Here is a 22909-nt window from a genome sequence, read left to right as displayed (position 1 = left end):
CCGGCATCCGGTTCACGCCGGAAACCATAATCTTTGGGAGGAGACAGATGCGGAGACATCTACTTTCCGCAGTGGCGGCGGCTGCCGTCATTGCGGGGCACGGGTCCGCTTGGGCCGACGAAGCCGCAGCACAACGTTGGATTGACGACGAATTCCAGCCATCGACCCTGTCGAAAGACGAACAGATGGGTGAGATGAAGTGGTTCATCGAAGCTGCACAACCCTATGCCGGCATGGAAATCAACGTCCTGTCGGAAGGTATCCCGACCCACTCGTACGAATCCGAGGTTCTGACCAAGGCGTTCGAGGAAATCACCGGCATCAAGGTAAACCACCAGATCCTCGGTGAGGGCGAAGTGGTTCAGGCGGTGCAGACCCAGATGCAGACCGGCCGGAACCTCTATGACGGCTACGTCAATGACAGCGACCTGATCGGTACGCACTCGCGCCTGCAACTGGCCTATAACCTGACCGAACAGATGGGTGGTGACTGGGCGGCGACCACATCGCCGACGCTGGATCTGGATGACTTCATGGGCATTCAGTTCACAACCGGCCCGGACGGTAACCTGTACCAGCTGCCTGACCAGCAATTTGCGAACCTCTACTGGTTCCGCAAGGACTGGTTTGACGACGAGGCCAACAAAGCCGCGTTCAAAGAAAAGTACGGCTATGATCTGGGTGTTCCGGTCAACTGGTCGGCCTATGAGGACATCGCTGAATTCTTCACCAACGACGTGAAGGAAGTCGACGGCGTCGCGATCTATGGCCACATGGATTACGGCAAGCGCGCGCCTGACCTTGGCTGGCGTATGACCGACGCGTGGCTGTCGATGGCCGGTGCCGGTGACGTGGGTGAGCCGAACGGCGTTCCCGTCGACGAATGGGGTATCCGCATGGAAGCGGGCACCTGTAACCCTGTTGGTGCCTCCGTGTCGCGCGGTGGTGCGGCCAACGGTCCGGCTGCGGTCTATGCGATCCGCAAATGGGATGAGTGGCTGCGCAACTATGCGCCTCCGGGTGCGGCGTCTTATGACTTCTACCAGTCGCTGCCGGCGCTTAGCCAAGGCAACGTGGCCCAGCAGATCTTCTGGTACACCGCCTTTACCGCCGACATGGTGAAGCCGAAATCCGAAGGCAACAACACCGTGGATGACGAAGGCACGCCGCTGTGGCGGATGGCGCCCAGCCCGCACGGCCCCTATTGGGAAGACGGCCAGAAGGTTGGCTATCAGGACGTGGGGTCTTGGACCTTCCTGAAATCCACGCCTTCGGATCGTGCGCAGGCCGCGTGGCTGTATGCTCAGTTCGTGACGTCGAAAACTGTCGATGTGAAGAAGTCCCATGTGGGTCTGACCTTCATCCGCGACAGCTCGGTCAACCACGAGTCGTTCACCGAACGCGCACCCAAGCTGGGTGGTCTGGTCGAGTTCTACCGCTCGCCTGATCGTGTGGCATGGTCGCCGACCGGCATCAACGTTCCGGACTATCCGAAGCTGGCCCAGATCTGGTGGCAGCAGATCGGTGACGTGAACTCGGGCGCGTTCACCCCGCAAGAGGCAATGGACCGTCTGGCCGAGGAAATGGACATCACCATGGCCCGGATGCAGGCCGCGGATGAGGCCGCCAACGTCTATGGCGGCTGTGGTCCCCGCCTGAACGAGCCGCAGGACGCCGCCTTCTGGCTGGAAAAAGCAGGCTCGCCCAAGGCCAAGTTGGAAAACGAAAAGCCGCAGGGCCAGACCGTCAACTATGACGAGCTGGTGGCGCGCTGGCAGGCCAACTAAGCCAATGCAACCGGGGGTGCCGTGCGCGGCATCCCCACCCTACGACCAGTGCGCGGCACTGAAGGACCGGAACCCACGGACATGATCGAACTTCAAGATGCCACCAAACGGGTTGGCAACGTAATTCATATCAAGCCTACCAATCTGACGCTGCAGACCGGCCATTTCAATGTGCTGCTGGGCGCCACAGGGGCAGGCAAGACCTCGCTGATCAAGATGATGGCCGGGCTGGACCCGATCGCGTCGGGCAAGGTGCTGATGGACGGGCAGGATGTGACCCGGCTGAACACGCAAAAACGGCAGATCAGCCTGGTGCACCAGTTCTTCGTGAACTACCCGCATATGACCGTTTTCGACAACATTGCCTCACCCCTGCGCGTCGCGGGCATGGCGCAATCCGAGATCGAAGGTCGCGTCGAAGAGGCCGCCGACCTTTTACAACTGCGCCCGATGCTGCATCGCCGCCCGCATGAGCTGTCGGGCGGGCAGCAACAGCGCACGGCTTTGGCCCGGGCGATTGCCAAGGAAAGCCGCGCGGTGTTTCTGGATGAACCGCTGGCCAACCTTGACTACAAACTGCGCGAAGAATTGCGCGAACAGCTGCCCGATCTGTTTGCAGGGCGCGGGGCTGTGGTGGTCTATGCGACCTCGGAACCCGAAGAGGCGCTTCTGCTGGGCGGCTACACTGCCTTGATGGAGGACGGTCGCGTCACTCAATTCGGCCCCACCGCCGACATCTACCGCAACCCCGAAAACATCGCCGCGGCGCGCGTGTTTTCAGACCCGCCGATCAACGTGGCCCGGATCACCGTTTCAGGCGCGCAGGCGCAACTGGCAGGTGGCGGAGGCTGGGCTGTCCCGAACATGGCCGACGGAGACTACATGGTCGCCGTGCGCCCGCACCGGGTTACACCGTTCCGCACCTCGGACGCCGATGTCGAATTGACGGGCCGCGTGATCGTGACCGAGCTGTCGGGATCAGACTCCAGTGCGCATTTCCGGCATGGATCAGATGACTGGGTCTCGCTGGCTGTTGGCGTGCATCCCTATCAGGTGGGCGAGGATCACAGTTTCTACATGAACCCGGCCCATTGCCGGTATTTCGGCCAAGACGGCCAAAGGGTGGCCTGACATGGCACAGATTAAGCTTTCGAACCTGCGACACAGCTATATGCCTGACCCGCAAGGCCCGGATGACTATGCGCTCAAGGAAATCGACGTGACGTGGCGCGACGGCGGGGCTTACGCGCTGCTAGGGCCCTCGGGCTGCGGCAAGTCCACCTTGCTGAACATCATCTCGGGCCTTCTGACCCCGTCCGAAGGGCAAATCCTGTTCGATGACCGGGACGTCACCGCCCTGCCCCCCGATCAGCGCAACATCGCGCAGGTTTTCCAGTTCCCGGTGATCTACGACACGATGACCGTGGGTGAAAACCTGGCCTTTCCGTTGAAAAACCGCGGCGTTGACCCGGCAACGATCAAGCGTCGCGTCGATGAAATCGCCGAGATGCTGGACGTCACGGATATGCTGAACACTCGTGCCTCGGGACTGAGCCCGGACAACAAGCAGAAGATCTCGATGGGGCGCGGTCTGGTGCGTGATGACGTGAACGCGGTGATGTTCGACGAACCGCTGACCGTGATTGACCCTCATCTGAAATGGAAATTGCGGTCCAAGCTGAAAGAGCTGCATCAGCGCGTCAAAGCCACGATGATCTACGTGACCCACGACCAGACCGAGGCACTGACGTTTGCCGACGAAGTGGTGGTGATGCAAGAGGGCGAAGTGGTGCAGATCGGCACGCCGGTTGAACTGTTCGAGCGGCCTCAACACACATTCGTCGGCCATTTCATCGGCTCACCGGGCATGAACGTCTTGCCGTGTGAAGCTAAAGGCGACCGGGCGGTGTTCGAAGGCCACGAGGTCATGCTGGAAGGCCCAACCCATGGCGACGGTGGTCGCACCGACTTGGGCATCCGCCCGGAATATGTGGGCTTTGGCGACACCGGCATCCCGGCACATGTGACCAAAGTGTCCGACATCGGTCGCCACTATGTGGTCAGCGCTATGGTCGGCAATACCGCCCTTAAGGCTGTCACGGAACATGAGGTACCCGAGCCCGGATCAGAGGTCTTCCTGCAATTCAAACCAGAACAATCCCGCGTCTATCGCGACGGCTGGATCGCAACCGAGGAGCGCAGCTGATGAGAACAGAAAACCAAAAAGCGTGGTTCTTTGTCCTGCCTGTGCTGGCGCTGGTCGCGTTCAACGCGCTGGTGCCGATGATGACGGTGGTCAACTACTCGGTGCAGGAAACTTTTGGGAACAATCAGTTCTTCTGGGAAGGTCTGGGCTGGTTCGAACAGATCCTGCGATCTGACCGGTTTCAGGCCGCCCTTGGACGACAGTTCCTGTTCACTTTCCTGATCCTGCTGATCGAGGTGCCGCTGGGCATCATCGTCGCCCTGTCCATGCCGCGCAAAGGCTTCTGGGTGCCGGTCTGTCTGGTGCTGATGGCCCTGCCGATGCTGATCCCGTGGAACGTGGTGGGATCGATGTGGAACATCTTCACCCTGCCGAAAATCGGTCTGATGGGATACTTTCTGAATGACGTGCTGGGCATCAACTATGACATGACGCAACAGCCGCTTTCCGCCTGGATCACGGTCATTGTCATGGATGTCTGGCATTGGACCTCGCTGGTGGTACTGCTGTGCTACGCGGGCCTCGTGTCGATCCCCGACGCATACTATCAGGCGGCCAAGATCGACGGGGCCAGCCCGTGGTCGGTCTTCCGCTATATCCAGTTGCCCAAGATGAAAACCGTTCTGACTATCGCCGTTCTGCTGCGCTTTATGGACAGTTTCAACATCTATACCGAGCCCTTCGTGCTGACGGGCGGCGGCCCCGGCAACTCAACCACCTTGCTGTCGATCGACCTTGTGAAGATCGCGCTGGGGCAGTTCGACCTTGGCCCTGCGGCCGCGATGAGCCTGATCTATTTCGCCATCACGTTGCTTGTGTCGTGGCTATTCTACACTCTGATGACAAAGGATGACGCAGAATGAAAAAGCGGTCCATCATCCCGATCCTCTATATCGCGTTCCTGATGCTGCCGATCTATTGGCTGGTGGCGATGTCCTTCAAGACCACGAACGAGATTCTGTCGGGCTTTTCCCTGTTTCCCCAGACCTTTACGCTGGAAAATTACATCACCATCTTCACCGATCCGACATGGTATTGGGGATACATCAACTCGATCTCCTACGTGACTCTGAACACGGTACTGTCGGTCTGTGTCGCCCTGCCTGCGGCCTATGCGTTCTCGCGCTATCGGTTTCTGGGCGACAAGCAGCTGTTCTTCTGGCTACTGACCAACCGGATGGCTCCGGCGGCGGTGTTTGCCCTGCCGTTCTTCCAGCTTTATTCGTCGATCCACCTGTTCGACACCTATCTGGCCGTGGCTCTGGCGCATACGCTGTTCAACGTGCCGCTGGCGGTGTGGATTCTGGAAGGCTTCATGCGCGGCATCCCAAAGGAACTGGACGAAACCGCCTATGTTGACGGCTATTCCTTCCCGCGCTTCTTCGTGACGATCTTCCTGCCCAACATCAAAGCGGGCGTGGGTGTCGCTGCCTTCTTCTGCTTCATGTTCTCATGGGTCGAAATGCTGCTGGCCAAAACGCTCACTGCGGTCGAGGCGAAACCCATCGCCGCCGTCATGACCCGTACTGCGTCCAGCGCGGGGTATGAGCTGGGCCTGCTGGCAGCCGCCGGGACGCTGACCATTATCCCCGGTGCCATCGTCATCTGGTTTGTCCGCAACTACATCGCGCGTGGTTTCGCGATGGGCCGTGTGTGAGGTTCGATATGCGTAAACTCCTTCTCACCCTCCCCTTCCTTCCTTCGATGGCGTTTGCCCAACAGGCGGGCTGGGGCAGTGTCGGCCAGCAAGAGGAAAAAGGGTTTTCCTGGACCGACCCCTTGTGGCCCGATTTCTGGATGGCCTGGACGCCCGCAACGCTGGCGCTGTTTGTGGGCATCTTTTCGGCCATCGCCCTGATTGGCGTGCTCGAAGGGTTCAAATTCCGCGACGGGATCGAACGGCGCGGCGTGCTTGGCCTGACGACCACCCTGGGCGACCGGCTGTTCATCACCCTGCTGGGATCGGCTTATATCTTCCTCGCCTGGCTTGGGATCGTCGGGCAACCCGTCTGGACACCGCTATTCCTGTCTATTGGCTGGGGTATTTTCGTCTTCTGGAAAGTTTGAGCTTTGCGAAACAGCGAAAGGATGCTTGTCTGTCAGGCATACTAAAAAATGCGACACGAAAGACCGATGCGAAAGAAAAAGACAACAAACCTTCTGACCGAGGTTGAACTTGAGTTCATGAATGAACTCTGGGCACTGGGTCGGGGCTCGGTCCGTGACGTGCTTGATCGCCTGCCACCAGAACGCAATCTGGCCTATACATCCGGTGCGACCATCCTGCGGATTCTTGACGACAAAGGCTTCGTCGAAAGCCGCAAGGACGGAAAGACACTGATCTATTCGCCGCTGCTGGAGAAAGACAGGTATCAGGCGCGGTCGCTGCAAAACCTCTCGCGTACATTGTTCGATGACACGCCCGCCTCATTGGTGGCGCGTCTGGTGGACGATGCGGGCCTGAGCGAAGCCGATCTGGAGGAAATTCGGGCACTGGTAGAGAGGAGACTGCAAAATGACGGCGGTTAAACCGGTTCTCGATGCGTATCTCGAACTGAACATCGTACTTGGCCTTGCGGCCATGATATGGCTGGCGGTTCGGGGTGTTCTGACCAAGACCTCAATGCAATATGGGTTCATTGCGCAGCTCAGGGTGCTCAAACTGTTGTGCCTGTGCGTTCTGCTCAGCCCTGTTCTGGCCGTGGCTATCGGTGCGGTTGCGACCCTGACCTCGGCCCATGGCACCATCGCGATCGGAGACATTGCCGTCGCCGCCTATCTGCGCGGTGAAATCGCGATGCCAGCCACCCAGTTCGAAGCCCTTCTGAACACCCGCGAACGCTGGGTCGAAGTGCTGCTGGCGGGTGCATATCCCCTTGTGTCGGCAGTAGCGGCGCTGCTGGCCTTTGTGTCTGCGGTTTACCTGCTGCGCGTCCTTCGCGACGGGTTGGCGATCCGGCAGACCATTCAATCCAGCTTTCTCTGGCGTCAGTCCGCCAAGGTCGATATCCGTCTGTCAGATCGGATCTCAGTGCCCTTCGCCGTGCGTGGCCTGCGCCGTCGGCATGTCGTTCTGCCCAGCCACCTGCTGGACACCCCGCGCGAGCTGCGTTTTGCCCTTGCGCATGAGCTGCAACATATCCGCGCCGGAGATGTTGAGTGGGAACTGGGCTTTGAACTGCTGCGCCCCCTGCTGTTCTGGAACCCGGGTTACATTGCGCTGAAGTATCAGTTCGACCGGCTGCGGGAACTGGCCTGCGACCAATCGGTCGTGGCGCGCAAGGGGATTGATGCGCGGGACTACACCACCTGCCTGCTGGACTATTGCGCGCGCACCGTCACCCGTGGCAGCCCGCGTGTCCTGAACGTGGCTCTGGTAACGGGCGGCAAGGCCAAACGTGTGTTGCGTCAGCGCGTGATTGCTTTGGCCGATGCACCGTCAACTCAGGCAACGCAGCCGGTTCTGTTCGTGGGGCTGGCGCTGATTTTTGCTCTGATGCTGGGATTCGGCGCGGCCTCGGTCCAGCAGACCGAGGATTGGAGCCATGACCGGCTGATGCTGTCCACCGTGGTCAACCTCGAACGGCTCGAAGCGCGCAATCAGGGCAACTGATCTACCAGCCCCGACGCCCGAATAAAGCCTGCAACCGGGTCTGACCCGCAAAGGGATCAACCGGTTGCGGTGCCGCAAGGTTGGACACGACCCGGCGAACCAGAACCCAGCAGACCCCGGCAAAGATGATCCCGCCCAACGCCTGCCCCAGCAACACGCCCGGCGCGCCTGCGATAAAGCCTCCGGCAACAGCAAAGGGCCAAGTGCCCAAAGTGTGCCGCCCCCAGTTCACCCAGGTCGAATAGACCGGGTGGCCCAGATTGTTGAAACTGGCATTCGCAACAAAGATCACCCCGTTAAAGAACGACGCCAGCGCAAGCGGACCACAGAACAGATAGATCAGCGCCCGTGTCTCTCCCTGCGCCTGAAACAGGTCGGCAATCGGTGCGCGTAACAGGAACAACGTGGCAGCCATCAGGCAGACATAGACCGCAGTGAACTTGACCCCGGCCACAAAGCTCTGCCGAACCCGATCATACTGCCCTGCTCCGAAATTCTGGCCCACAATCGGACCGATGGCCCCCGACAGCGCAAAGACCACCGAGAAGGCCACGGGCATCAGCCGCCCGATCACAGCCATTCCGGCCACGGCGTCGGTTCCGAATTGCGCCACCTCGCGAATGACAATGGCGTTGCCGATGGGCGTGGCGATATTGGTCAGGACAGCGGGAACAGCAATCGACGCCACGGGGCGCACATTCGCGGCCAGTTGCGGCAGGGATGGTTTGCCAAAGCCCCCGTGGACCCGTACCGCGGGCCGGATGGCGGCGATCAGCATACATATCCGGGCAATGACCGACGCAATGGCTGCCCCGTCCAGCCCCAGCCCAACGGCAAAGATCAAAATCGGGTCCAGAACCGCATTCGCCACTCCGCCGTAAATCGTCGCCTGCATCGAACGCCGCGCATCCCCGTGGGCCCGCAATACCGCCATACCAGCCATGGCAATCGCCATCACCCACATGGTCGGCAGGATGATCGACATGTAACGCGCGGCAAGACGCAGCACCTCTCCCTCGGCCCCCAGCAGGGACAGGCAAAGCTCAAGGTTGAACATCACCGCCATTGAAACCGCCAAGCCGATCAACGCCCCCAACACCGCAACGCTGGTTGCGAATTGGCGGGCCTGTTCGGGCTGTCCGGCACCCAGGGCGCGCGCCACCAAGGCCCCCGCCGCGATTGACAGGCCCACATTGACCGAGTTGGTAAAGAACAGCAGCGTCCCGGCATACCCCACCGCCGCCGCCAGCGCGTCATTGCCCAGCATCGAGATGAAGATCATGTCGACGAAATCCACGGCAAAGATGGCCATCAGGCCAATGCTGGTGGTCAGGGACATGCGGGTGACATGCCCCATCAGGCTGCCGGTCAGAAAAACCGCCTTTGCGTCGGATTGCGTAGCCATTGGTTTTTCGTCCTTACCCCTGTTGCTCGGATTTGTACCCCCGCAAAAACTGACGGAGAAAACCCGACAGCTCAACCCGCAGCGCATCTGCGTCAAGGGCAACGAACCGGCCCTCAAGCGACAGTTTGACAATGCCGTGCACCGCCGAAAACACCGTGCGCGCCCGCAAGGCCAAGGTGGGCTGGTCCAACGCCGGGCTGATCGCGGCAAGCGGGGTCATAACCTCGGCAATCAGAACGGCGTGTTCTTCCAGATGCCAATCCGGCACAGGAACGCCCGGCGGCATGCGGTGATCGAACAAAGCCGCCCAGAGGTTCGGATTGCGTGTTCCGAAATCAAGATAAGCCAGCGCCAGCGCTTGCAGCTGATCCTCGGGCGTTTTCTGCGCGGCGGATGCGGCCTGCAACTCAGTATGCAATCTGGCCAGGGTTTTCGAGTTCACGGCCAGAATCAGCAGGTCCAAATCCTCATAGGCGTTGTACAGGCTACCCAGAGCGCATCCCGCATCTTTGGTCACATCACGGGCCCGCAAAGCGGCCAAACCATCGGCCTCGATCCTCTTTTCGGCAGCCGTCAGAAGATTTTTTTTCAGAATTTCTCTTTTGTTATTAGCCACTTGATCCTCCGCCAGCGATATTTGTTGAACAATGTTCATTTTTAATATTGAACGCCGTTCACAAATCGCACATATTCACCTCATGAACAATGTTCATAAACGAGGAGCCAAAGATGTTCAAACAGTTTGCCACATTGTTACGCGGCCGAAGCTATGAGGCAGCAACCGCTGTCACCGACCGCCATGCGCTGCCGATTTTACGCCAGCAGATCCGCGATTGCGCCCACGCCGTCCAGATGTCGCGCAAGGCGGTGGCCGTTGCGATGGCCCAGAATGAACAGGAAAAGAAACAGCACAACCGCCTGACCCAGCAAATCGCCGACCTTGAGGTGCGCACCCTGGCCGCCCTGCAACAAGACCGCGAGGATCTGGCGCAGGATGCAGCGGAAACCATCGCCCATCTTGAGGCCGAGCGTGACGTCTCGACCCAGGCGCAGGTCCGGTTTGATACGGAAATCACCCGTCTGCGCACTGTCCTGCGTGAGGCCGAAACCCGGCTGCGTCAGTTGCAACGCGGCCAGCGGTTGGCCACGGCCACGGACAAGACACAGCGCCTGCAACAAGTGGCCCCCGACAGCGGCCTCTCTACCCTGCGCGAAGCCGAAGACACCTTGCATCGGTTGCAGGAGCGCCAAAGCGAAATGGACGCCACAGCCCGTGCCATGACCGAGCTGGAAACCACCGGGTCTGCCGAAACCATTCGCGATCGTCTGGCCGACGCGGGCTGCGGCAAGCCGTTGCGATCCAGCGCTGATGAAGTTCTGGAACGGCTGAAGAAGAAGGCCGCGAAATCTGAAAAACAGAAATCAAAGTAACCTTAACAGCCCCATTCAAACATTTGAAAACAAGAGAGGAAAAGACCAATGAACACCGAAGAAAACCTGAACCTGCCCCAGTCGAACGCTTGGAACATGTTTACGATCGGCTCATTCATCGTCGCCGCTGCGATGATGGCGGGCGGTATCTATTTCCTTGAGGCCAGCTTTGCCGCAAAGGGGTTTTACTCGATGTCCGCGCTGATGCTGGTGCACACGACCGTCTCGATCACCAAAACCCTGCGGGACCGTGAAGAATCGCAGCGTCTGCATAACCGGATCGAGGATGCGAAGACCGAGAAACTTCTGAAAGAAGTTGGCGACAATATCGCCGCTTAAACGATCACATCGCGCACAGACAGGCGCGCGCGGCTGGGGGTGGCTTTGTTGGCGGCCCCCAGCCGTAACGCGTTGAACAACACCCTGCCCTCGGGCAACGCGAACCTTTCTGTGATCGTCCTGCGTGTTGCTGCATCATCCGCCAAAGCCGCCGCGGGCCAACCCACAAGCCCACGCGCCGTGGCCTGCAACCAACTGCGGTAAAACGCCTGCCCCGCCTGTGTCATCGGTTCCTGTTCCGGCCAGTGAAACAACGCAATTGCCCCTGCGCCCTGACTGCGCGCAGCCTCGCCTGACAATTGTGGGCCAAGGCCCAGCGCGGACAATCTGCTGTACAACCTGCCCCCAAGAACGGTCGGAACCAGACGCGCGGTGACGGCGTCCATGGCTAGAACTTCGCGGTTCAGACCATCCAGATTGTATCGCGGGTCGTCCCTGCGTAGGCGCATCCAGTTCAGCAGCTCTGACCGAAAGGCCCGAGGGTGCATGACACGGGCAGATGCAATGTCGACCTGTTTAGCCAGCCACGCAATCTGTTCCCGGTCCGTGACCAAGGTCAAATGCGGCGCGGCCCAATCGGCAAAGGCATCCTTGGCCGCAGGCGCAAAACCCGCGCGGTGCGTCAGACGTTTTGGAACCGCAGCCGATAATGCCACATCTTCGGCCAACGCAGATCCATCCGGCACAATCCGGGCGATTGGGCGCAGGCCAGCCTGATCTGCCTCTTGGGCCCAGATCACCGTGGCACCTATTCCCTGCGCAGCCAATGCCAGCACCGTCCCTTCGACCGCCGCACCACAAGACACCTCCAGATCGCGATCGGTTGGGTCGCCAATCGGCAGACGCCGGGACAGATCGGCCAGAACCTCGATCCCGCCGTCGCGCATCCTCCAGCGGGCCGGTTGGGTGTTGTGGGCCGAGGGTGCCAGCATCGCCAGGGCGACAATGGCTTCGAACTCTGCGCGTTCCATCACGACAACTCCTTGGAGAACAGGTGGAGCCGGTGCAGCGCCACGGCCCCCGCTTTTTCCGTTTGCCGCAGGCTGGCGGCGTTTTCATCCGCGATCCAGGTCCCGCCTACGGATTTGTACCCGGCCCTGATCATATCCCGCGTCATCTCGGACAGCATCAAAGGATTGACGGACCGACCCTGATATTCGGGCATAACACCCTGAAAAATCACCACGGCGCGGTCCCGCCGCGCTTTGTAGCGCAGATAGTGCCACGGCAGGGACAGGCGCATCCGCGACCCCAGCCGCCGCAACAAAGGGTTGAGGTCAGGTATGGCGATCACCGCCCCGGCGGGTTCCCCCTTGTAGTGCACCACTTTGGAAATCCGAGGGTCCATGATCCATTTCATGTCTTTGGCCTGAAAGTGGAACTCTTCGGCGGTGACCGGCACGAACATCGGGTTGTTCCTGAAACTGCGGTTCAGGATTGTGCGGGCATCTTCCAACCTCTCAGCAATGGTTGCGCGGTTGACCGGAGCAAAGGCGAACCCCTGATCCAGCAATTGCGCGCGCTGCGCGTCCGGCAAAAGCGTCGGCGCCCTGTCCAGACGCCGTTCAAAGGTGGTCATCGGAAACTGCCGGTTGTAGCCGTTTTCCCCTAACAGTTTCGGCAAATGGGGCGGTCCCCATATCTGATCGGTATAAGGCGCCCGATCAAAGCCTTCGGTCATTATACCGGCCTGCTGCATTGCGGTCAGGTTGAAGTTCCCCGTCAGGCGGGTCAGCCCCTTGGCCCGTGCCCAGCTCTCTGCCGCGCCCAGCAATGCGGCTGCGGCGGCAGGATCGTCTGCGCAATCGAAGAACCCAAAGCAGCCCCTCGCCTCGGCATACAGATCATTCGATGCGCGATGCAGATGGGCCGTGATCCGCCCGACAGGCGCGCCCTGACGCAGTGCCGTGAAATAGGTGAAGTCAGAATCCGATGAAAACAGCGGGTTCTTGACCGACAGAAACCGTTTCAAATCAGCCTTCATCGGCGACACGTAATTTGTGTCCAAGCCGTATGCGTGGAACGGGGCCGCGAAAAAGCTGGGGAAATGCCGCTCTTGAATTTCGATCATGTCCGCCCCTCAGCTGCCATCAGCTGCGCCATTCGCTGAACCGCGCGCAGGGCCGCGCCCGTGCTGTCCTGACCAGCAATCGCCGGGCTGCTCAGCAACACAATCATCATGGGATGATCCGACAACCGCACAGCATGGGTGGCGTCATAGCGGGAAAACAACCAGTTGATTTGCTCGTCCTGAGCCGCGCCAAGGTGCTGCACCGGCAATGCTGCAAAGCTGGACCGCAGCGCGTCCAGCTCCATGTCAGACAGGTCTGCCTCGGTCAGCAACATCGCATCCGGGGCCCCGGCGGCGCGGCGCAGCAGAGCAAGGCCGGCCTCAGCCCCCTGCCCCTGTGCCTCGGCAATTTCGCGCAGGGCGATCAGTTGGCGGTCTTCGATGCGCAAGGCCACGGCGGCCTGCCAGATGGCCAGAAGGATCAGCGCCGAGACGACAATCGCCGTGACCTGAGCGCCGGTCCGCAGGTCCAGTGAAACCAGAGCGGACAGGATCAGGGTCACCAAAACGGTCACCAAGAAAACGATCCCGAAGCTGCGCAGAATATCAGCGGCGCGCAGGCCGGGGCGGTTCATCCCGATCGCCAGCCAGCACAGCACCAGAACCGCCACACCGCCCAGCTTGACCGGCGCGTCTATCACCGTTTCGCGCATGTAATCCGTGGCCAGAAACGGCAGGATCAGGACGAATGACAGGCCGATCCGGTTGATGGTCCTGTTTTCCGTCGGCGACAGGCTAGCCCGGTCCCTGCGCCAGACAAACAGGGCTACACCGCTGAGAGCGATGAGCTGGAACAAGAGCAACGCGGAAAGGCGAACCGGCTCAAGGCTGCTGAACTGTATCAACCCCATCACGCTCAGCCCCAAGGCACCCCATGCGCAGGTCTGTTTGAGGAGCGGAGGCGCATGACGGCGTAGCAAACCTTCGGCCAGAACAAGCGCGGCAAGGGGCACCAGTGCGGCACAGCAATTGGCCACCGCCGAGAACAGCCAGCCCCAGCCGTCCCAATGGCCGACACGGGCCAGCATCAGGCCGATCAGCACCCACAGGCAGAACCGAAACCGCCGCGCAATCTCAGGCCGTTGCACCAGATCACCTATATGCAGCAACACAACCACTGCGCCCAGCGCGGCACATATGGCCACCCAAGTATCCGCCAAATAGGCCGCCGTATCCATCATGAGCCCAGCAACCTGTTCATTTGACGCCGCACCAAAGGCCGCATCACCGCAGCGACAAAACCGGGCAAAGGGCGTTCAACCTTGCCGGTATGCGGGTTCAGAAACCAACCGCGAAAATCTGCGCCATGCGGGCGACCCAGCAGGCCATGCAGCGCCTCACCCCCCATCAGGGTTCCCGCCATGATCACCATCGGCGCAAAGGACATGCGACTACGGGTTCCGGCAATCACCTCTCCGGCCAAGGACAGATCCACATGGTGACGGGATGAGGAATGGGTCAGCACATATTCAGCCTCAGCCGCTGCTGCGGCATCGCGCATCTCAGACGTCAGCTCGTTCCAACCCGTGCCCTGCGTGGTATAGCCCAGACGCTCTTCCGGCATCGGATCGCCGGGCCCTGTCACGTAAACCGATGGCAGGGGCGAGGCGTAGGCATCAATCACCGCCCGTCCCTTGGCGCGCGCGGTGCGGTACAGCAGCAGGCTGGCCCCCAAATCGTCGGTGCCATTGATGACAATATCCGCCGCTTCAACCAGCCGCTCCACGTGATCCGGCCATTCGGCGCCCAGCACCTCAATCTCGGCCTCGGGGTTGATCTGCAGGCACTGATCGCGGGTCGCCTGCGCCTTGTCCTGATCGACCGTCTTCAGCGTCGCGAAAAGCTGCCTGTTCAGGTTCGAGACCTCGAAACTGTCCAGATCGGCCAGGATCAAGCGCCCGACCCCGGCGCGGATCAGGGTCATGATGGCGCTGCCGCCCATCCCCCCGGTCCCGCAGACAAAGACACAAGCGCCGCGCAACCTTTCTTGTTCGGGTTCCGAGACAAAGCCCAGATTACGCGTGGTGAAGTCCTGATACGAGAACATGCTCATTTCTCCTGCCCTCTGGCCCGTAAGATGCCGAAATCCCGATGCGTATCGGCCCATTGCCACACAGGCATCGCCAAACGCTGTATCACAGCAGCGACCACGGCCAGCGCGACGGCGGCAAAAGACCCGCGCGGAACCTCGCGCCCGACGTAGGACAGCGCAGTGGGCATATCCATCTGCCCCAATTGCAGAACGTCATCGCCGCGATCATAGTCCAGCTGATCCCGGCAATAGTCGTTTACGGCTTGATCCCGGTGTTTGGGTGCGTCGTCATAGGTTTTCTTCAGATGATCCGAGCCGCCCGTATAGGCGTTGGTGATCACGAACCGTTCCTCATCAAAACCAGCCTCGGGGCCAACGCCAAAGACATGGCGATGATGGCGCATGATCTCGCGCCCCAGCAACAGATGCAGCAGGCTGCGCCGATTCTGCGCGCCGCCACCCGGCACCGGAAAGACCCGCGCGAACCCGTGACCGACAAGGCCGACAACCGCAGGCACCTGCGTAACATTCGAAATCCAAAGCGGTCGCATGCCATTGCGAAACAGCATCAGCACGCAGGTCAGCCCATAGAGCACCCAGCTGAGCCCCTGACTGCGCAGATCGGGGTCCACCATCACCAACCCCAGGTGCAGAACCTCTTCGGAGCGATGCCCCAGATCGACATCCATCAAAGCCAGCGCATTGAACGCCACCGGAGCCTGATCCGCACGGCGCGAGACCAGCGTGATGACCGACTGCGCAAGGCGATCACTGTCCCCGGCAAAAACGCCGTACTCCAGCTCACCCGCCGGCAATGTCTTGGACGCAACCGTGCGCAGATCCGACACCAGCGCCTCTAATTGGTCCGGCGACATCCACAGGCCGGGCCGTTCGACGATGCGAACCTTGTACCCGCCCGAGGCGTTCAGACGAACATCCATGTACCGCTGAGACGCGGCGCTGAGTATGGCGCTTAACAAATGCTGTTCCTGCTCTGACTTCTCATTGCCAAATATGAATAGCTTTATGACAAAACTAAGGTACGGCGTGCCTCTTTGGATCGTGATCCGCAGGACGGACTGAACCGGATTGGCATGGGCTTGCGCAAGTCCAGAAATCCACCAGTTCCGCGACCCGCGTGGCCGCGTTAAGCTGGCCCCAACCAAAAGGACGTTCGAGATGAAAATTGTCTGTGGCGGGCAAACCGGCGTCGATATGGCCGCGCTGGACGTCGCACGCCATCATGGTCTGAATTACGGCGGCTGGGTTCCGCTGGGGCGCACCAACGAGGATGGTCGCATTCCGGATCACTTCACTGGTCTGAGTGAAACAACCTCGACCGACGTCGCGATCAGGACCCGCTGCAACGTGGTTAACAGCGATGCCACTCTGATCTTCATTGATGGCTCAACCAGCCCCGGCACGGATAAGACTGTCGCTTTTGCGCAAGAGGCCAGCAAACCCTTTCTGTTGGTGGACGTGCGCGAGGGCGCTGATGTCTGTTCGCAACGCGTGCGGGCCTGGCTGGACACCCAACACATCAACGTTCTGAACATCGCCGGTCCCCGCGCCTCGGAGGCACCGCAGATCAACGCTCAGGTCCGCGCTATTTTGGAAAGTCTGATGGACCTGCTCAACACTTAAAGAGCGTCAGGCCCGGGGCTTGCGGCTGAGCAATCCGTATTTCAAGGCCCAGGACCGGAAAGAAGACCGCTTGCGCGCCTTTCGCGTCAGCCCTTGTCTGGAAGCCTCACCGCCTTTGCGGTTGAATTCGTAAACGTCAATAACCCGCTCGGCGCACCCGCAGGCTTCGCCCAAACCGACCTTGGCGAAATAGAATTTTTCAAAGCTTTTGGGATTCTGCATGGCACCCCTCCTATGCGCATTGAACCCTTTCTTGGCTGCATGGGCCAAATCACTTTTTCGAAGATCGACAAAGGCTCGCGTCTGCCCGGCGGTTAACCCGACCAATGCCCTACATCCGCGCCATCAACAATGATCGCCAAGTCCCAGAATTTTCTGGCTTCTTCCTCGGCAGCCTCTGCGGCAACAGGATCATCCGGAATACGCTCGACACGGAAACCGAACTGCTCGAACCCACAATGATCCAGCCTGCTGAGGATGACGGGATAAACCTCACGCTCCAGCGCAGCGGCAGCCAAGAGCCTTGCGGTTTTATGCGGGGCTTCCGGCGCTTTCAGAATTCGAATGCCGATATAGGTGGGGCCGTCCTCGTCCCGTTCCCATAGCGCGGCAGAAGGCGCCAACCCGCTGTCAGGAAATACAACTTTGCCCTGAGGCTTGCTTGGGCCGTCGCCCAATATCACTGCATCCAGTTGCACCGGCCTTTTGGGTGAGGTCCGGCTTAGAATATCCAGCCACAGCATGTCCGTCATTTTTCGCCCCCCGCCCCGGCAATGATCTGCGCCGCTTTTGCTGCCCCTGAATCGGGCAGTTCAATCCTGTTCAGGGCGGTGCGGTAAACCTCAACATCGCCATGGTCCAAACAGCCCGAAACCGTGCGTTCCAATTGCATAAACTCTTTGTCGGTGATGATAGCGCAGAGGTCCCGATCCGCCAGCGCGCGGGCGCGTCTTTCCTGATTGTCCAGATAGGGTGCGGATTGCGGGATCAGAATGGAGGGTATCTTGTGATACAGCACCTCCAACACCGAATTATACCCTGCGGCCGAGATCATGAGGTCCGCTGCCAAGCACAAGGATGTGGCCTCGAACGTCTGAACGACACGGGTATTCGACCACCCGAACGCGGCTGGCTGAACCGTGCTGCCCGGCCAGGTCACGACAAGATGCAGGCAGTCTGATCGATCCTCAAGCATTCCGGAGATCGCCTGAAGCTGGGCTGAGCGATCCGAGGCGACGCCGCCGCCCAGCATGCTGACCACCAATTGCTTGAAGTCTATTCCAAACCGCTCGGCCAGCCGAGCCCTTAGGTCCGCGCGCGCGTCGTCGGACTGCTCCGTCCGGCGCACAATCGGGCCGACATAATGCACATGATCGCCATAGCTATACGCGTCATTGAGTTCTTCAAAGGCTTCTGATGGCACGATAATCCGGTCGAACACACCTTCGCGGGCCAACATGGTTTGCCGCGACCGCCCATCGGGCCACAGGCCCCGGCGCACCCACACAGCGGAAAGGTTCCGTTCCAGAATTGTGCGATAGACTGAATCGAACACGTAGCCGCCGTCAAACACCAGCGTATCACCTGGCTGCGTCGCGGCGCCAAGCCGACGATAGGTCAGGATATCATTGCCATTGGTGCTATCCATGGCGTCGATGCGCGAAACCAACGGGATACAATCCACGCCTTCGCGCCGCACCAACGGCACGCAACTGGGAAAGGCCGCAAAAAGTCGGGGATGGTCCTTGGGCAATTCTCGGGCGATCACCGAGCAGCGCTGCGCATGCCCCAGACCTACCCCGTTGGTCGGTAGAAACAGGGTTCTAGGTGTCGCGCGTTCCTCTGGACGTTCCGGGGTTTTCAGCCCCGCCTCAGCCTCCAAGCGGGACAGGTCCACCGAATGCAGCCACTGCGACAGCGAGGCTTGTTCCGCGATCTGCGAGATATTGGCCAGAATCTTCCCCGTCAGATACCCGTCCAGTGCGAAAGGCGTTTTCGGCCCAAGCAACGCAGGCGCGCCAGAGGAAACCAGCGCTTCATCCTCAGTGCAGTCAATCGCTATGCCGCCCGCCGCGATAAGCTCAACAGCAAGCGCGGCGATGCGGACACCAGCGATCCCGTGGCCGAACATTGCCAGCACATCTGTTGAATTCGCCAGAGTCAGCGGCGAAAGATCGGTATAGAGATTGGTCGGCAAATCATGGAAATGCGATGCGTTGATCACCTCGTTCTGGGCGCCACTGACGATGAGCCGCAGATTGTACCTGCCCTGGTTGCTCATTCGGGAGAAACACGAGAGCGTCTCGGGGTTATCCAGTTCCATAGACCCAAGAACCACAGTCACATTCGGTAAGGCTCGTGGCGGTCTGGGGGTTTTTCGGATGTCTGCAACCAGCGGGCTGGCACACGTGGTCAACAGAGGGCGAGGCTGGAATTCCGTCAGATCAATGACCGTAGCCTCGCGTCCAAGCGCATAGGCCAACCGAGCCTTGGCCCCGATAAAGCTCTGCTGGGTTTGAAAACGGCCCGTTGCGATCACCGGAACTTCGGCATTCAGCTGCTTTTGCCGCAACGATGCAAGCAGACTGTCGTCGATATCCTCGGCCCCCAGAACAAAGACCGCATCAACCGCATGCTCGACCGGATCGACCAGAAAATTTGCGGCATCATAGGCCCGACCGCGACCGGGATCGTCCGGTAGATAGGCGGCGTCGATGCAAACAGTATACCCTCGGGCCGAAAGCTGCTCGGCAAAGGCAAGCTGAGCATCGAAGGACCGCAAAGACCGCGTCCCCGCCTCGACATAAATCATTGCAGCACCTCACTGTCGGCAGACAACACATTAGACAGCATCATCCCGAAACTTTGGGCAGAATAACGTGAAAGGGCCGCTTGTGAACGGACAACCTGCTCGTGATACAGATGCGGTTGCGCGATCAGCTTGGCGATGATCTTGTCCACCTCGCCCGGTCGACAAGCCAGAACCGCCTCACCAAAGGTTCTGCCTGTCTCGGCATTTGTCAAAACCACCTTACCGGCGCGCAAGGCTTCGGCGATCACGCGGCCAAAGCTTTCTTGCCAAGTCGGCGCCGTGAAATAGACAAAAAAGTCTATCCTTTCAAAGAACTCTTCCACAGTGATCGTGTCAAAGGGCAACAGAGTCCAATGGGCCCGCAGAACCCCTGCGTTCAACAGGGCATCTGCACCCAGAATTACATTGCTTTGCGCATGATTGGGAAAACACAGATCAAGATCGGACAGCACCGGAAATTTCTCGAACCCCGGACGTGAATGCCTGCCGCGCCGATCCTGCGGAGCATCACAAGGATCTTGCGTATCGGTCTGACAGATATTGAACCAATCCGTCTGCAGTACCCCCCACTGTCGCACCATCGGGCGTACCGCCAGCCAGTCCAACACAGTTTTGCGGTTATGCTGTGAAATCGGAGCCAGTGTTTTCCGGACCGACAGGGTTGCGGCCTCGATCTGACCCAGGCAGGACAGAACATCGAACCCTTCTTCACCGCCGGGCCTCAGAAAGTTCTCATGTGTTACAACGATAAGCTCGTTGGCGAAAATCCGGGTGTCCAACGCGCCGTGAAATTTCAGAAAGGCGGGGTTGTGCAGGATCACGAAATCGGCGCTGATCCGCGGCGCATCCCAGATAAGGGGAATGCCCAAATCCGCAAGCACCGACCGCAACAAGGGTGAAACATGCTGAGTTTCGCCAAAGGTTTTCGAGGTGACGGCATGTACCTCAAGTTCGGCGAATTTCACGGCCACCTGCAGTTCGGCCGCGACAGCCGCAGACGTACCACCCGAGAAACGTGGCTCGATGACATAGGCAACCTTGGGGCGGCCGGACTGCGTGATTGAGTCGTATCCGGGCATGCGTTTAGTGCTGGAACGAGCTTTCACGCGCCGACGCGTCATCCACAGAGGCATCCGTTGCGCTGGCGGTATAGCCGTAGTTCACGCTGCCGTTGGAGGCTGCATCGTGGAAATCGCGCAGCTCGTTTGACAGCTCATCATCTCCGGTCAGCAGGCCCGGATTTTTATCGAGGTAATCCTTCAATGCCGCCATGTCGTTGGTGGACAACATCTGATCAATCGCGATCAGATGCTCAAGTGTGATTTCAGCACGCGCCCCGCCTGCCCCCGCAAGAAGGAGCAGCGCAGTCACGATGCCAACTAGTCTGCCGTCAATCATCTGTTCAAACCCTTAAAACTCGTCAATTACATTCACAGATCGTTCTACTTCTCCGCGGTCAAAAACCGCCCCCGTCAATTCGTCGTGGCCCTCAGCTTTTTCAGAACCTGGTTTCTCAGCTGGCTGGTTCGGTTGGTTGCAGCGGAATTTCGGTTGGTTCTTTGCGTGGCACGCCGGACCGGCGCAGCCCCGCCCCCCTCTCCGGCCAGATACAATTCTACAAGGCCGGTCGGTGTTTTGGAGTTCGCTCCGGTAAAGTCGCGCAGCAAGGCGCCCGCATCCTCAGCCAAAGCCGCGGCCCGGGCCGCGTCCTGGGCGTGATAATATCGAACGTTGGATTGACTGACCTTGTAGCCAACGCGGGCCGTTCCGCTTAGCGCATGACCTGTATTGGCAAGATCGGCCACCACTGCATTAACCGAACTTTCAGAAAGCCGGTTAGGTGCATATAGCCGGAACTGTGCGCCAGTCGCTGGCGCTGCGGGCTCGACCGGGGGGGCGATCTCTGCGGGCACGGCCACGATCTGTGTCGAGGCTGGTGGTAGTTCAGCAGTCGGGGCGATCTCATCAGGCACAGCCACAACCTCTGTCGAAACCGGCGGTAGCTCAGCAGTCGGGGCGATCTCATCAGGCAAGGCCACAACCTCTGTCGAAACCGGCGGCGTCGCAGGGCGCGGCGTGAAGATGGGTGCTGTCATGGTCTCTGCGCTCAACTCCGGATAGTCGCCCTGGGTTGAGGGCTGCAGCGACACCGTGAACAGCTCAATTTCTTCCGATGCTGCCAAGGGTCGCGTATCCGCCTGACGCAAAGGAATGGCGTTCAACACGGATGCGGGCTGAGCGACAGATGGCAAAGCTGGCGGAACCTTGATGGTCACAGGTAGAGCCAAGAGTTTCGGGCTGGGGGCTGGAGCTGTCAGCGCTGCAACAGAAATCTCAACCGGCTCAAACTCAGTCGATTGCACATCGGCCAGATGAGCCACCGAAACAAAGAATTCCGGTGCAGCATCATAAGGCAGGAAACTTGGATTGGCCTCCTGCCGCGGCAGGTAACCGGCAACGCCGACCGGGAAAAGCGGCAACTCCAGCGCCGGAACGTAAGACAGGACAGCGGGGGCCAACCGGGGCGTCCCGATCTCAGCCAATGGGGTATCTTCGAGCGAATCCGACAGCGGCGGCGTTGCAGCGGCGGCACTATCCAGGTCCTCGGGCTCAACCAGAGGTGTTTCCGGCTCGTTTGGCCGGGTGTCGAACAAGTCCGACGCGATCACAATTTCCCCGTCAACAACGCCCGGGGTGACAAGCGGCGCTGGCTCGGACGCCAAAACGGGCTCACCCTGCGTCGACGCGATGCCTGCGAAATCCTGTGCCGTACCCTCTAACGCAAGCATTGCGTCGGATTCCAACGATTTGACCCCGGACGCGATCAAAAAAACGGCCGACGATGCAACCACCCCAAACAGGCAACCACCTGCGACCAGACCCAGCCGAACCCGATGGCGCATCTGCCGCTGGTCTTCAAGCTTTTGCAGCAGTTTTTTGGACAGGCGATAGTCGATCTCTTCCGTCGTCAGCCGCAGACTGAGGTCTGCTTCCTGTTCCGCCGGGTCCCGGCTGGGATCAAACGGAAGCCCATCCGGCCCTGACGATTGCGGTTGGGCACCAGCCTCAGTTTCAGCAGGTGGGCGATTTTCGTCAGCTGCTGGGTCGCCTGAAGGAGGCGTGTCCGACTCACCAGTCTGCGCGCTGATCCCGGCATTTTGGTTCTGCTTGGCTTGCTCCAGATGCTCGGACCGCGCCCGTTGCGCGACCGAAGACTGCTGGTTTTGGGATGGCTGGTTCGCTGCTGTCCGGGCCTGTTTGGCGGGCTGTGCCTGCTGACCGGCCCGGGCCTTTTCAGCGCCGCCCTTTTCTTGTTCAACACGCGCTTTTTCAAGGACTTTTTGCCATTCAGGAGACTGCACGAAATCATATACACCAGCCGCCTGGTTGGCGTTATTCTTGGCAACATGAGGTCGCTTTTTAGGACCGCTAGCCTTTGTCATACACTACCCCCAACGGGTCACTCATAACGCTGCAAGCAGTTAAAATTCGGATTAACCAAACAATCGCCTGAGCACACAAAAAACAAAAATATACTGGGTGGATTATAAAAAATCGGCGGCTCTAAA

Annotated in this window: 24 protein-coding genes; 11 read left to right on the top strand and 13 right to left on the bottom strand. The window is 59.7% G+C overall.

Going from position 1 to position 22909, the window contains the following annotated elements:
* Positions 1–47: 47 nt before the first annotated feature.
* The 8 genes from ACR0J5_RS03400 to ACR0J5_RS03365 all read left to right on the top strand — a co-directional run bounded on the left by ACR0J5_RS03400 (position 48) and on the right by ACR0J5_RS03365 (position 7606).
* On the top strand, positions 48–1787 hold the full coding sequence (locus ACR0J5_RS03400; protein ID WP_480650442.1) for an ABC transporter substrate-binding protein: 1740 nt from the start codon (positions 48–50) through the stop codon (positions 1785–1787).
* Between the two features lie 81 nt (positions 1788–1868).
* Positions 1869–2918 (top strand): ABC transporter ATP-binding protein, encoded by a 1050-nt coding sequence (locus ACR0J5_RS03395; RefSeq protein ID WP_480650441.1) that lies wholly within the window; start codon positions 1869–1871, stop codon positions 2916–2918.
* A 1-nt stretch (position 2919) separates the two neighbouring features.
* Positions 2920–3993 carry an ABC transporter ATP-binding protein gene (locus tag ACR0J5_RS03390; RefSeq protein WP_480650440.1) on the top strand — a complete coding sequence of 358 codons (1074 nt, stop codon included), beginning with the start codon at positions 2920–2922 and terminating at the stop codon, positions 3991–3993.
* Positions 3993–4856 (top strand): carbohydrate ABC transporter permease, encoded by an 864-nt coding sequence (locus tag ACR0J5_RS03385; RefSeq protein WP_480650439.1) that lies wholly within the window; start codon positions 3993–3995, stop codon positions 4854–4856. Before ACR0J5_RS03390 ends, ACR0J5_RS03385 begins: the two co-directional genes overlap by 1 nt.
* Positions 4853–5650, top strand: coding sequence for a carbohydrate ABC transporter permease (locus ACR0J5_RS03380; protein ID WP_480650438.1), 798 nt, complete (start codon positions 4853–4855; stop codon positions 5648–5650). Before ACR0J5_RS03385 ends, ACR0J5_RS03380 begins: the two co-directional genes overlap by 4 nt.
* An 8-nt stretch (positions 5651–5658) precedes the next feature.
* Positions 5659–6060 (top strand): DUF2160 domain-containing protein, encoded by a 402-nt coding sequence (locus tag ACR0J5_RS03375; protein ID WP_480650437.1) that lies wholly within the window; start codon positions 5659–5661, stop codon positions 6058–6060.
* Positions 6061–6126: 66 nt separating this feature from the next.
* Entirely contained in the window at positions 6127–6522 is a 396-nt protein-coding gene (locus ACR0J5_RS03370; protein WP_480650436.1) for a BlaI/MecI/CopY family transcriptional regulator, read from the top strand.
* Complete coding sequence (locus tag ACR0J5_RS03365) at positions 6509–7606, top strand: M56 family metallopeptidase (protein ID WP_480650435.1); 1098 nt, start codon at positions 6509–6511, stop codon at positions 7604–7606. Before ACR0J5_RS03370 ends, ACR0J5_RS03365 begins: the two co-directional genes overlap by 14 nt.
* Position 7607: 1 nt before the next feature.
* Here ACR0J5_RS03365 and ACR0J5_RS03360 read toward each other — a convergent pair whose 3' ends face one another.
* Positions 7608–9011, bottom strand: a complete 1404-nt coding sequence (locus ACR0J5_RS03360) for an MATE family efflux transporter (protein ID WP_480650434.1) — start codon at positions 9009–9011, stop codon at positions 7608–7610.
* 13 nt (positions 9012–9024) lie between these two features.
* On the bottom strand, positions 9025–9627 hold the full coding sequence (locus ACR0J5_RS03355; RefSeq protein ID WP_480650433.1) for a TetR/AcrR family transcriptional regulator: 603 nt from the start codon (positions 9625–9627) through the stop codon (positions 9025–9027).
* A 113-nt stretch (positions 9628–9740) separates the two neighbouring features.
* On the opposite strand from ACR0J5_RS03355, the gene ACR0J5_RS03350 reads away from it, so the two are divergent.
* Entirely contained in the window at positions 9741–10442 is a 702-nt protein-coding gene (locus ACR0J5_RS03350) for a PspA/IM30 family protein (protein ID WP_480650432.1), read from the top strand.
* A gap of 48 nt (positions 10443–10490) precedes the next feature.
* Positions 10491–10781 (top strand): YiaA/YiaB family inner membrane protein, encoded by a 291-nt coding sequence (locus ACR0J5_RS03345; RefSeq protein WP_480650431.1) that lies wholly within the window; start codon positions 10491–10493, stop codon positions 10779–10781.
* Here ACR0J5_RS03345 and ACR0J5_RS03340 read toward each other — a convergent pair.
* The 5 genes from ACR0J5_RS03340 to ACR0J5_RS03320 are packed head-to-tail and all read right to left on the bottom strand — an operon-like array spanning position 10778 to position 15864.
* Positions 10778–11752, bottom strand: a complete 975-nt coding sequence (locus tag ACR0J5_RS03340) for a hypothetical protein (protein WP_480650430.1) — start codon at positions 11750–11752, stop codon at positions 10778–10780. The genes ACR0J5_RS03345 and ACR0J5_RS03340 overlap by 4 nt on opposite strands.
* Positions 11752–12852, bottom strand: coding sequence for a hypothetical protein (locus ACR0J5_RS03335; RefSeq protein ID WP_480650429.1), 1101 nt, complete (start codon positions 12850–12852; stop codon positions 11752–11754). Before ACR0J5_RS03335 ends, ACR0J5_RS03340 begins: the two co-directional genes overlap by 1 nt.
* Entirely contained in the window at positions 12849–14033 is a 1185-nt protein-coding gene (locus ACR0J5_RS03330; RefSeq protein ID WP_480650428.1) for a hypothetical protein, read from the bottom strand. The genes ACR0J5_RS03335 and ACR0J5_RS03330 overlap by 4 nt, the downstream gene beginning before the upstream one ends.
* The gene (locus ACR0J5_RS03325; RefSeq protein WP_480650427.1) at positions 14030–14905 is read right to left on the bottom strand and encodes a ThiF family adenylyltransferase; all 876 of its coding nucleotides are present in this window, start codon (positions 14903–14905) and stop codon (positions 14030–14032) included. The genes ACR0J5_RS03330 and ACR0J5_RS03325 overlap by 4 nt, the downstream gene beginning before the upstream one ends.
* Positions 14902–15864: a hypothetical protein gene (locus ACR0J5_RS03320; RefSeq protein WP_480650426.1), complete on the bottom strand. Its 963-nt coding sequence runs from the start codon at positions 15862–15864 to the stop codon at positions 14902–14904. The genes ACR0J5_RS03325 and ACR0J5_RS03320 overlap by 4 nt, the downstream gene beginning before the upstream one ends.
* A gap of 199 nt (positions 15865–16063) precedes the next feature.
* Here ACR0J5_RS03320 and ACR0J5_RS03315 point away from each other — a divergent pair, with 199 nt between their 5' ends.
* The gene (locus ACR0J5_RS03315; protein WP_480650425.1) at positions 16064–16528 is read left to right on the top strand and encodes a putative molybdenum carrier protein; all 465 of its coding nucleotides are present in this window, start codon (positions 16064–16066) and stop codon (positions 16526–16528) included.
* Between the two features lie 6 nt (positions 16529–16534).
* Here ACR0J5_RS03315 and ACR0J5_RS03310 read toward each other — a convergent pair whose 3' ends face one another.
* The 6 genes from ACR0J5_RS03310 to ACR0J5_RS03285 all read right to left on the bottom strand — a co-directional run bounded on the left by ACR0J5_RS03310 (position 16535) and on the right by ACR0J5_RS03285 (position 22783).
* Positions 16535–16750: a hypothetical protein gene (locus ACR0J5_RS03310; RefSeq protein ID WP_480650424.1), complete on the bottom strand. Its 216-nt coding sequence runs from the start codon at positions 16748–16750 to the stop codon at positions 16535–16537.
* A 92-nt stretch (positions 16751–16842) separates the two neighbouring features.
* Positions 16843–17280 carry a hypothetical protein gene (locus tag ACR0J5_RS03305; RefSeq protein ID WP_480650423.1) on the bottom strand — a complete coding sequence of 146 codons (438 nt, stop codon included), beginning with the start codon at positions 17278–17280 and terminating at the stop codon, positions 16843–16845.
* A complete protein-coding gene (locus ACR0J5_RS03300) occupies positions 17277–19340 on the bottom strand; it encodes a glycosyltransferase (protein ID WP_480650422.1) in 2064 nt (687 codons plus the stop codon). Before ACR0J5_RS03300 ends, ACR0J5_RS03305 begins: the two co-directional genes overlap by 4 nt.
* Positions 19337–20419 carry a hypothetical protein gene (locus ACR0J5_RS03295; RefSeq protein ID WP_480650421.1) on the bottom strand — a complete coding sequence of 361 codons (1083 nt, stop codon included), beginning with the start codon at positions 20417–20419 and terminating at the stop codon, positions 19337–19339. Before ACR0J5_RS03295 ends, ACR0J5_RS03300 begins: the two co-directional genes overlap by 4 nt.
* Positions 20420–20423: 4 nt before the next feature.
* A complete protein-coding gene (locus tag ACR0J5_RS03290) occupies positions 20424–20711 on the bottom strand; it encodes a hypothetical protein (RefSeq protein ID WP_480650420.1) in 288 nt (95 codons plus the stop codon).
* Between the two features lie 101 nt (positions 20712–20812).
* Positions 20813–22783 (bottom strand): hypothetical protein, encoded by a 1971-nt coding sequence (locus ACR0J5_RS03285; protein WP_480650419.1) that lies wholly within the window; start codon positions 22781–22783, stop codon positions 20813–20815.
* Positions 22784–22909: the final 126 nt, after the last annotated feature.

The organism is Ruegeria sp. BE1 (assembly GCF_056538885.1).
The sequence above is the reverse complement of the archived record's forward strand: the minus strand, read 5'-3'. Positions and strand labels throughout refer to the sequence as shown.

Bases quoted from the DNA above. Each gene is read 5' to 3' on its own strand.
- ACR0J5_RS03400 (WP_480650442.1), top strand. From the start codon at position 48: ATGCGGAGACATCTACTTTCCGCAGTGGCGGCGGCTGCCGTCATTGCG.
- ACR0J5_RS03395 (WP_480650441.1), top strand. From the start codon at position 1,869: ATGATCGAACTTCAAGATGCCACCAAACGGGTTGGCAACGTAATTCAT.
- ACR0J5_RS03390 (WP_480650440.1), top strand. From the start codon at position 2,920: ATGGCACAGATTAAGCTTTCGAACCTGCGACACAGCTATATGCCTGAC.
- ACR0J5_RS03385 (WP_480650439.1), top strand. From the start codon at position 3,993: ATGAGAACAGAAAACCAAAAAGCGTGGTTCTTTGTCCTGCCTGTGCTG.
- ACR0J5_RS03380 (WP_480650438.1), top strand. From the start codon at position 4,853: ATGAAAAAGCGGTCCATCATCCCGATCCTCTATATCGCGTTCCTGATG.
- ACR0J5_RS03375 (WP_480650437.1), top strand. From the start codon at position 5,659: ATGCGTAAACTCCTTCTCACCCTCCCCTTCCTTCCTTCGATGGCGTTT.
- ACR0J5_RS03370 (WP_480650436.1), top strand. From the start codon at position 6,127: ATGCGAAAGAAAAAGACAACAAACCTTCTGACCGAGGTTGAACTTGAG.
- ACR0J5_RS03365 (WP_480650435.1), top strand. From the start codon at position 6,509: ATGACGGCGGTTAAACCGGTTCTCGATGCGTATCTCGAACTGAACATC.
- ACR0J5_RS03360 (WP_480650434.1), bottom strand. From the start codon at position 9,011: ATGGCTACGCAATCCGACGCAAAGGCGGTTTTTCTGACCGGCAGCCTG.
- ACR0J5_RS03350 (WP_480650432.1), top strand. From the start codon at position 9,741: ATGTTCAAACAGTTTGCCACATTGTTACGCGGCCGAAGCTATGAGGCA.
- ACR0J5_RS03345 (WP_480650431.1), top strand. From the start codon at position 10,491: ATGAACACCGAAGAAAACCTGAACCTGCCCCAGTCGAACGCTTGGAAC.
- ACR0J5_RS03340 (WP_480650430.1), bottom strand. From the start codon at position 11,752: ATGGAACGCGCAGAGTTCGAAGCCATTGTCGCCCTGGCGATGCTGGCA.
- ACR0J5_RS03335 (WP_480650429.1), bottom strand. From the start codon at position 12,852: ATGATCGAAATTCAAGAGCGGCATTTCCCCAGCTTTTTCGCGGCCCCG.
- ACR0J5_RS03330 (WP_480650428.1), bottom strand. From the start codon at position 14,033: ATGATGGATACGGCGGCCTATTTGGCGGATACTTGGGTGGCCATATGT.
- ACR0J5_RS03325 (WP_480650427.1), bottom strand. From the start codon at position 14,905: ATGAGCATGTTCTCGTATCAGGACTTCACCACGCGTAATCTGGGCTTT.
- ACR0J5_RS03315 (WP_480650425.1), top strand. From the start codon at position 16,064: ATGAAAATTGTCTGTGGCGGGCAAACCGGCGTCGATATGGCCGCGCTG.
- ACR0J5_RS03310 (WP_480650424.1), bottom strand. From the start codon at position 16,750: ATGCAGAATCCCAAAAGCTTTGAAAAATTCTATTTCGCCAAGGTCGGT.
- ACR0J5_RS03305 (WP_480650423.1), bottom strand. From the start codon at position 17,280: ATGACGGACATGCTGTGGCTGGATATTCTAAGCCGGACCTCACCCAAA.
- ACR0J5_RS03300 (WP_480650422.1), bottom strand. From the start codon at position 19,340: ATGATTTATGTCGAGGCGGGGACGCGGTCTTTGCGGTCCTTCGATGCT.
- ACR0J5_RS03295 (WP_480650421.1), bottom strand. From the start codon at position 20,419: ATGCCCGGATACGACTCAATCACGCAGTCCGGCCGCCCCAAGGTTGCC.
- ACR0J5_RS03285 (WP_480650419.1), bottom strand. From the start codon at position 22,783: ATGACAAAGGCTAGCGGTCCTAAAAAGCGACCTCATGTTGCCAAGAAT.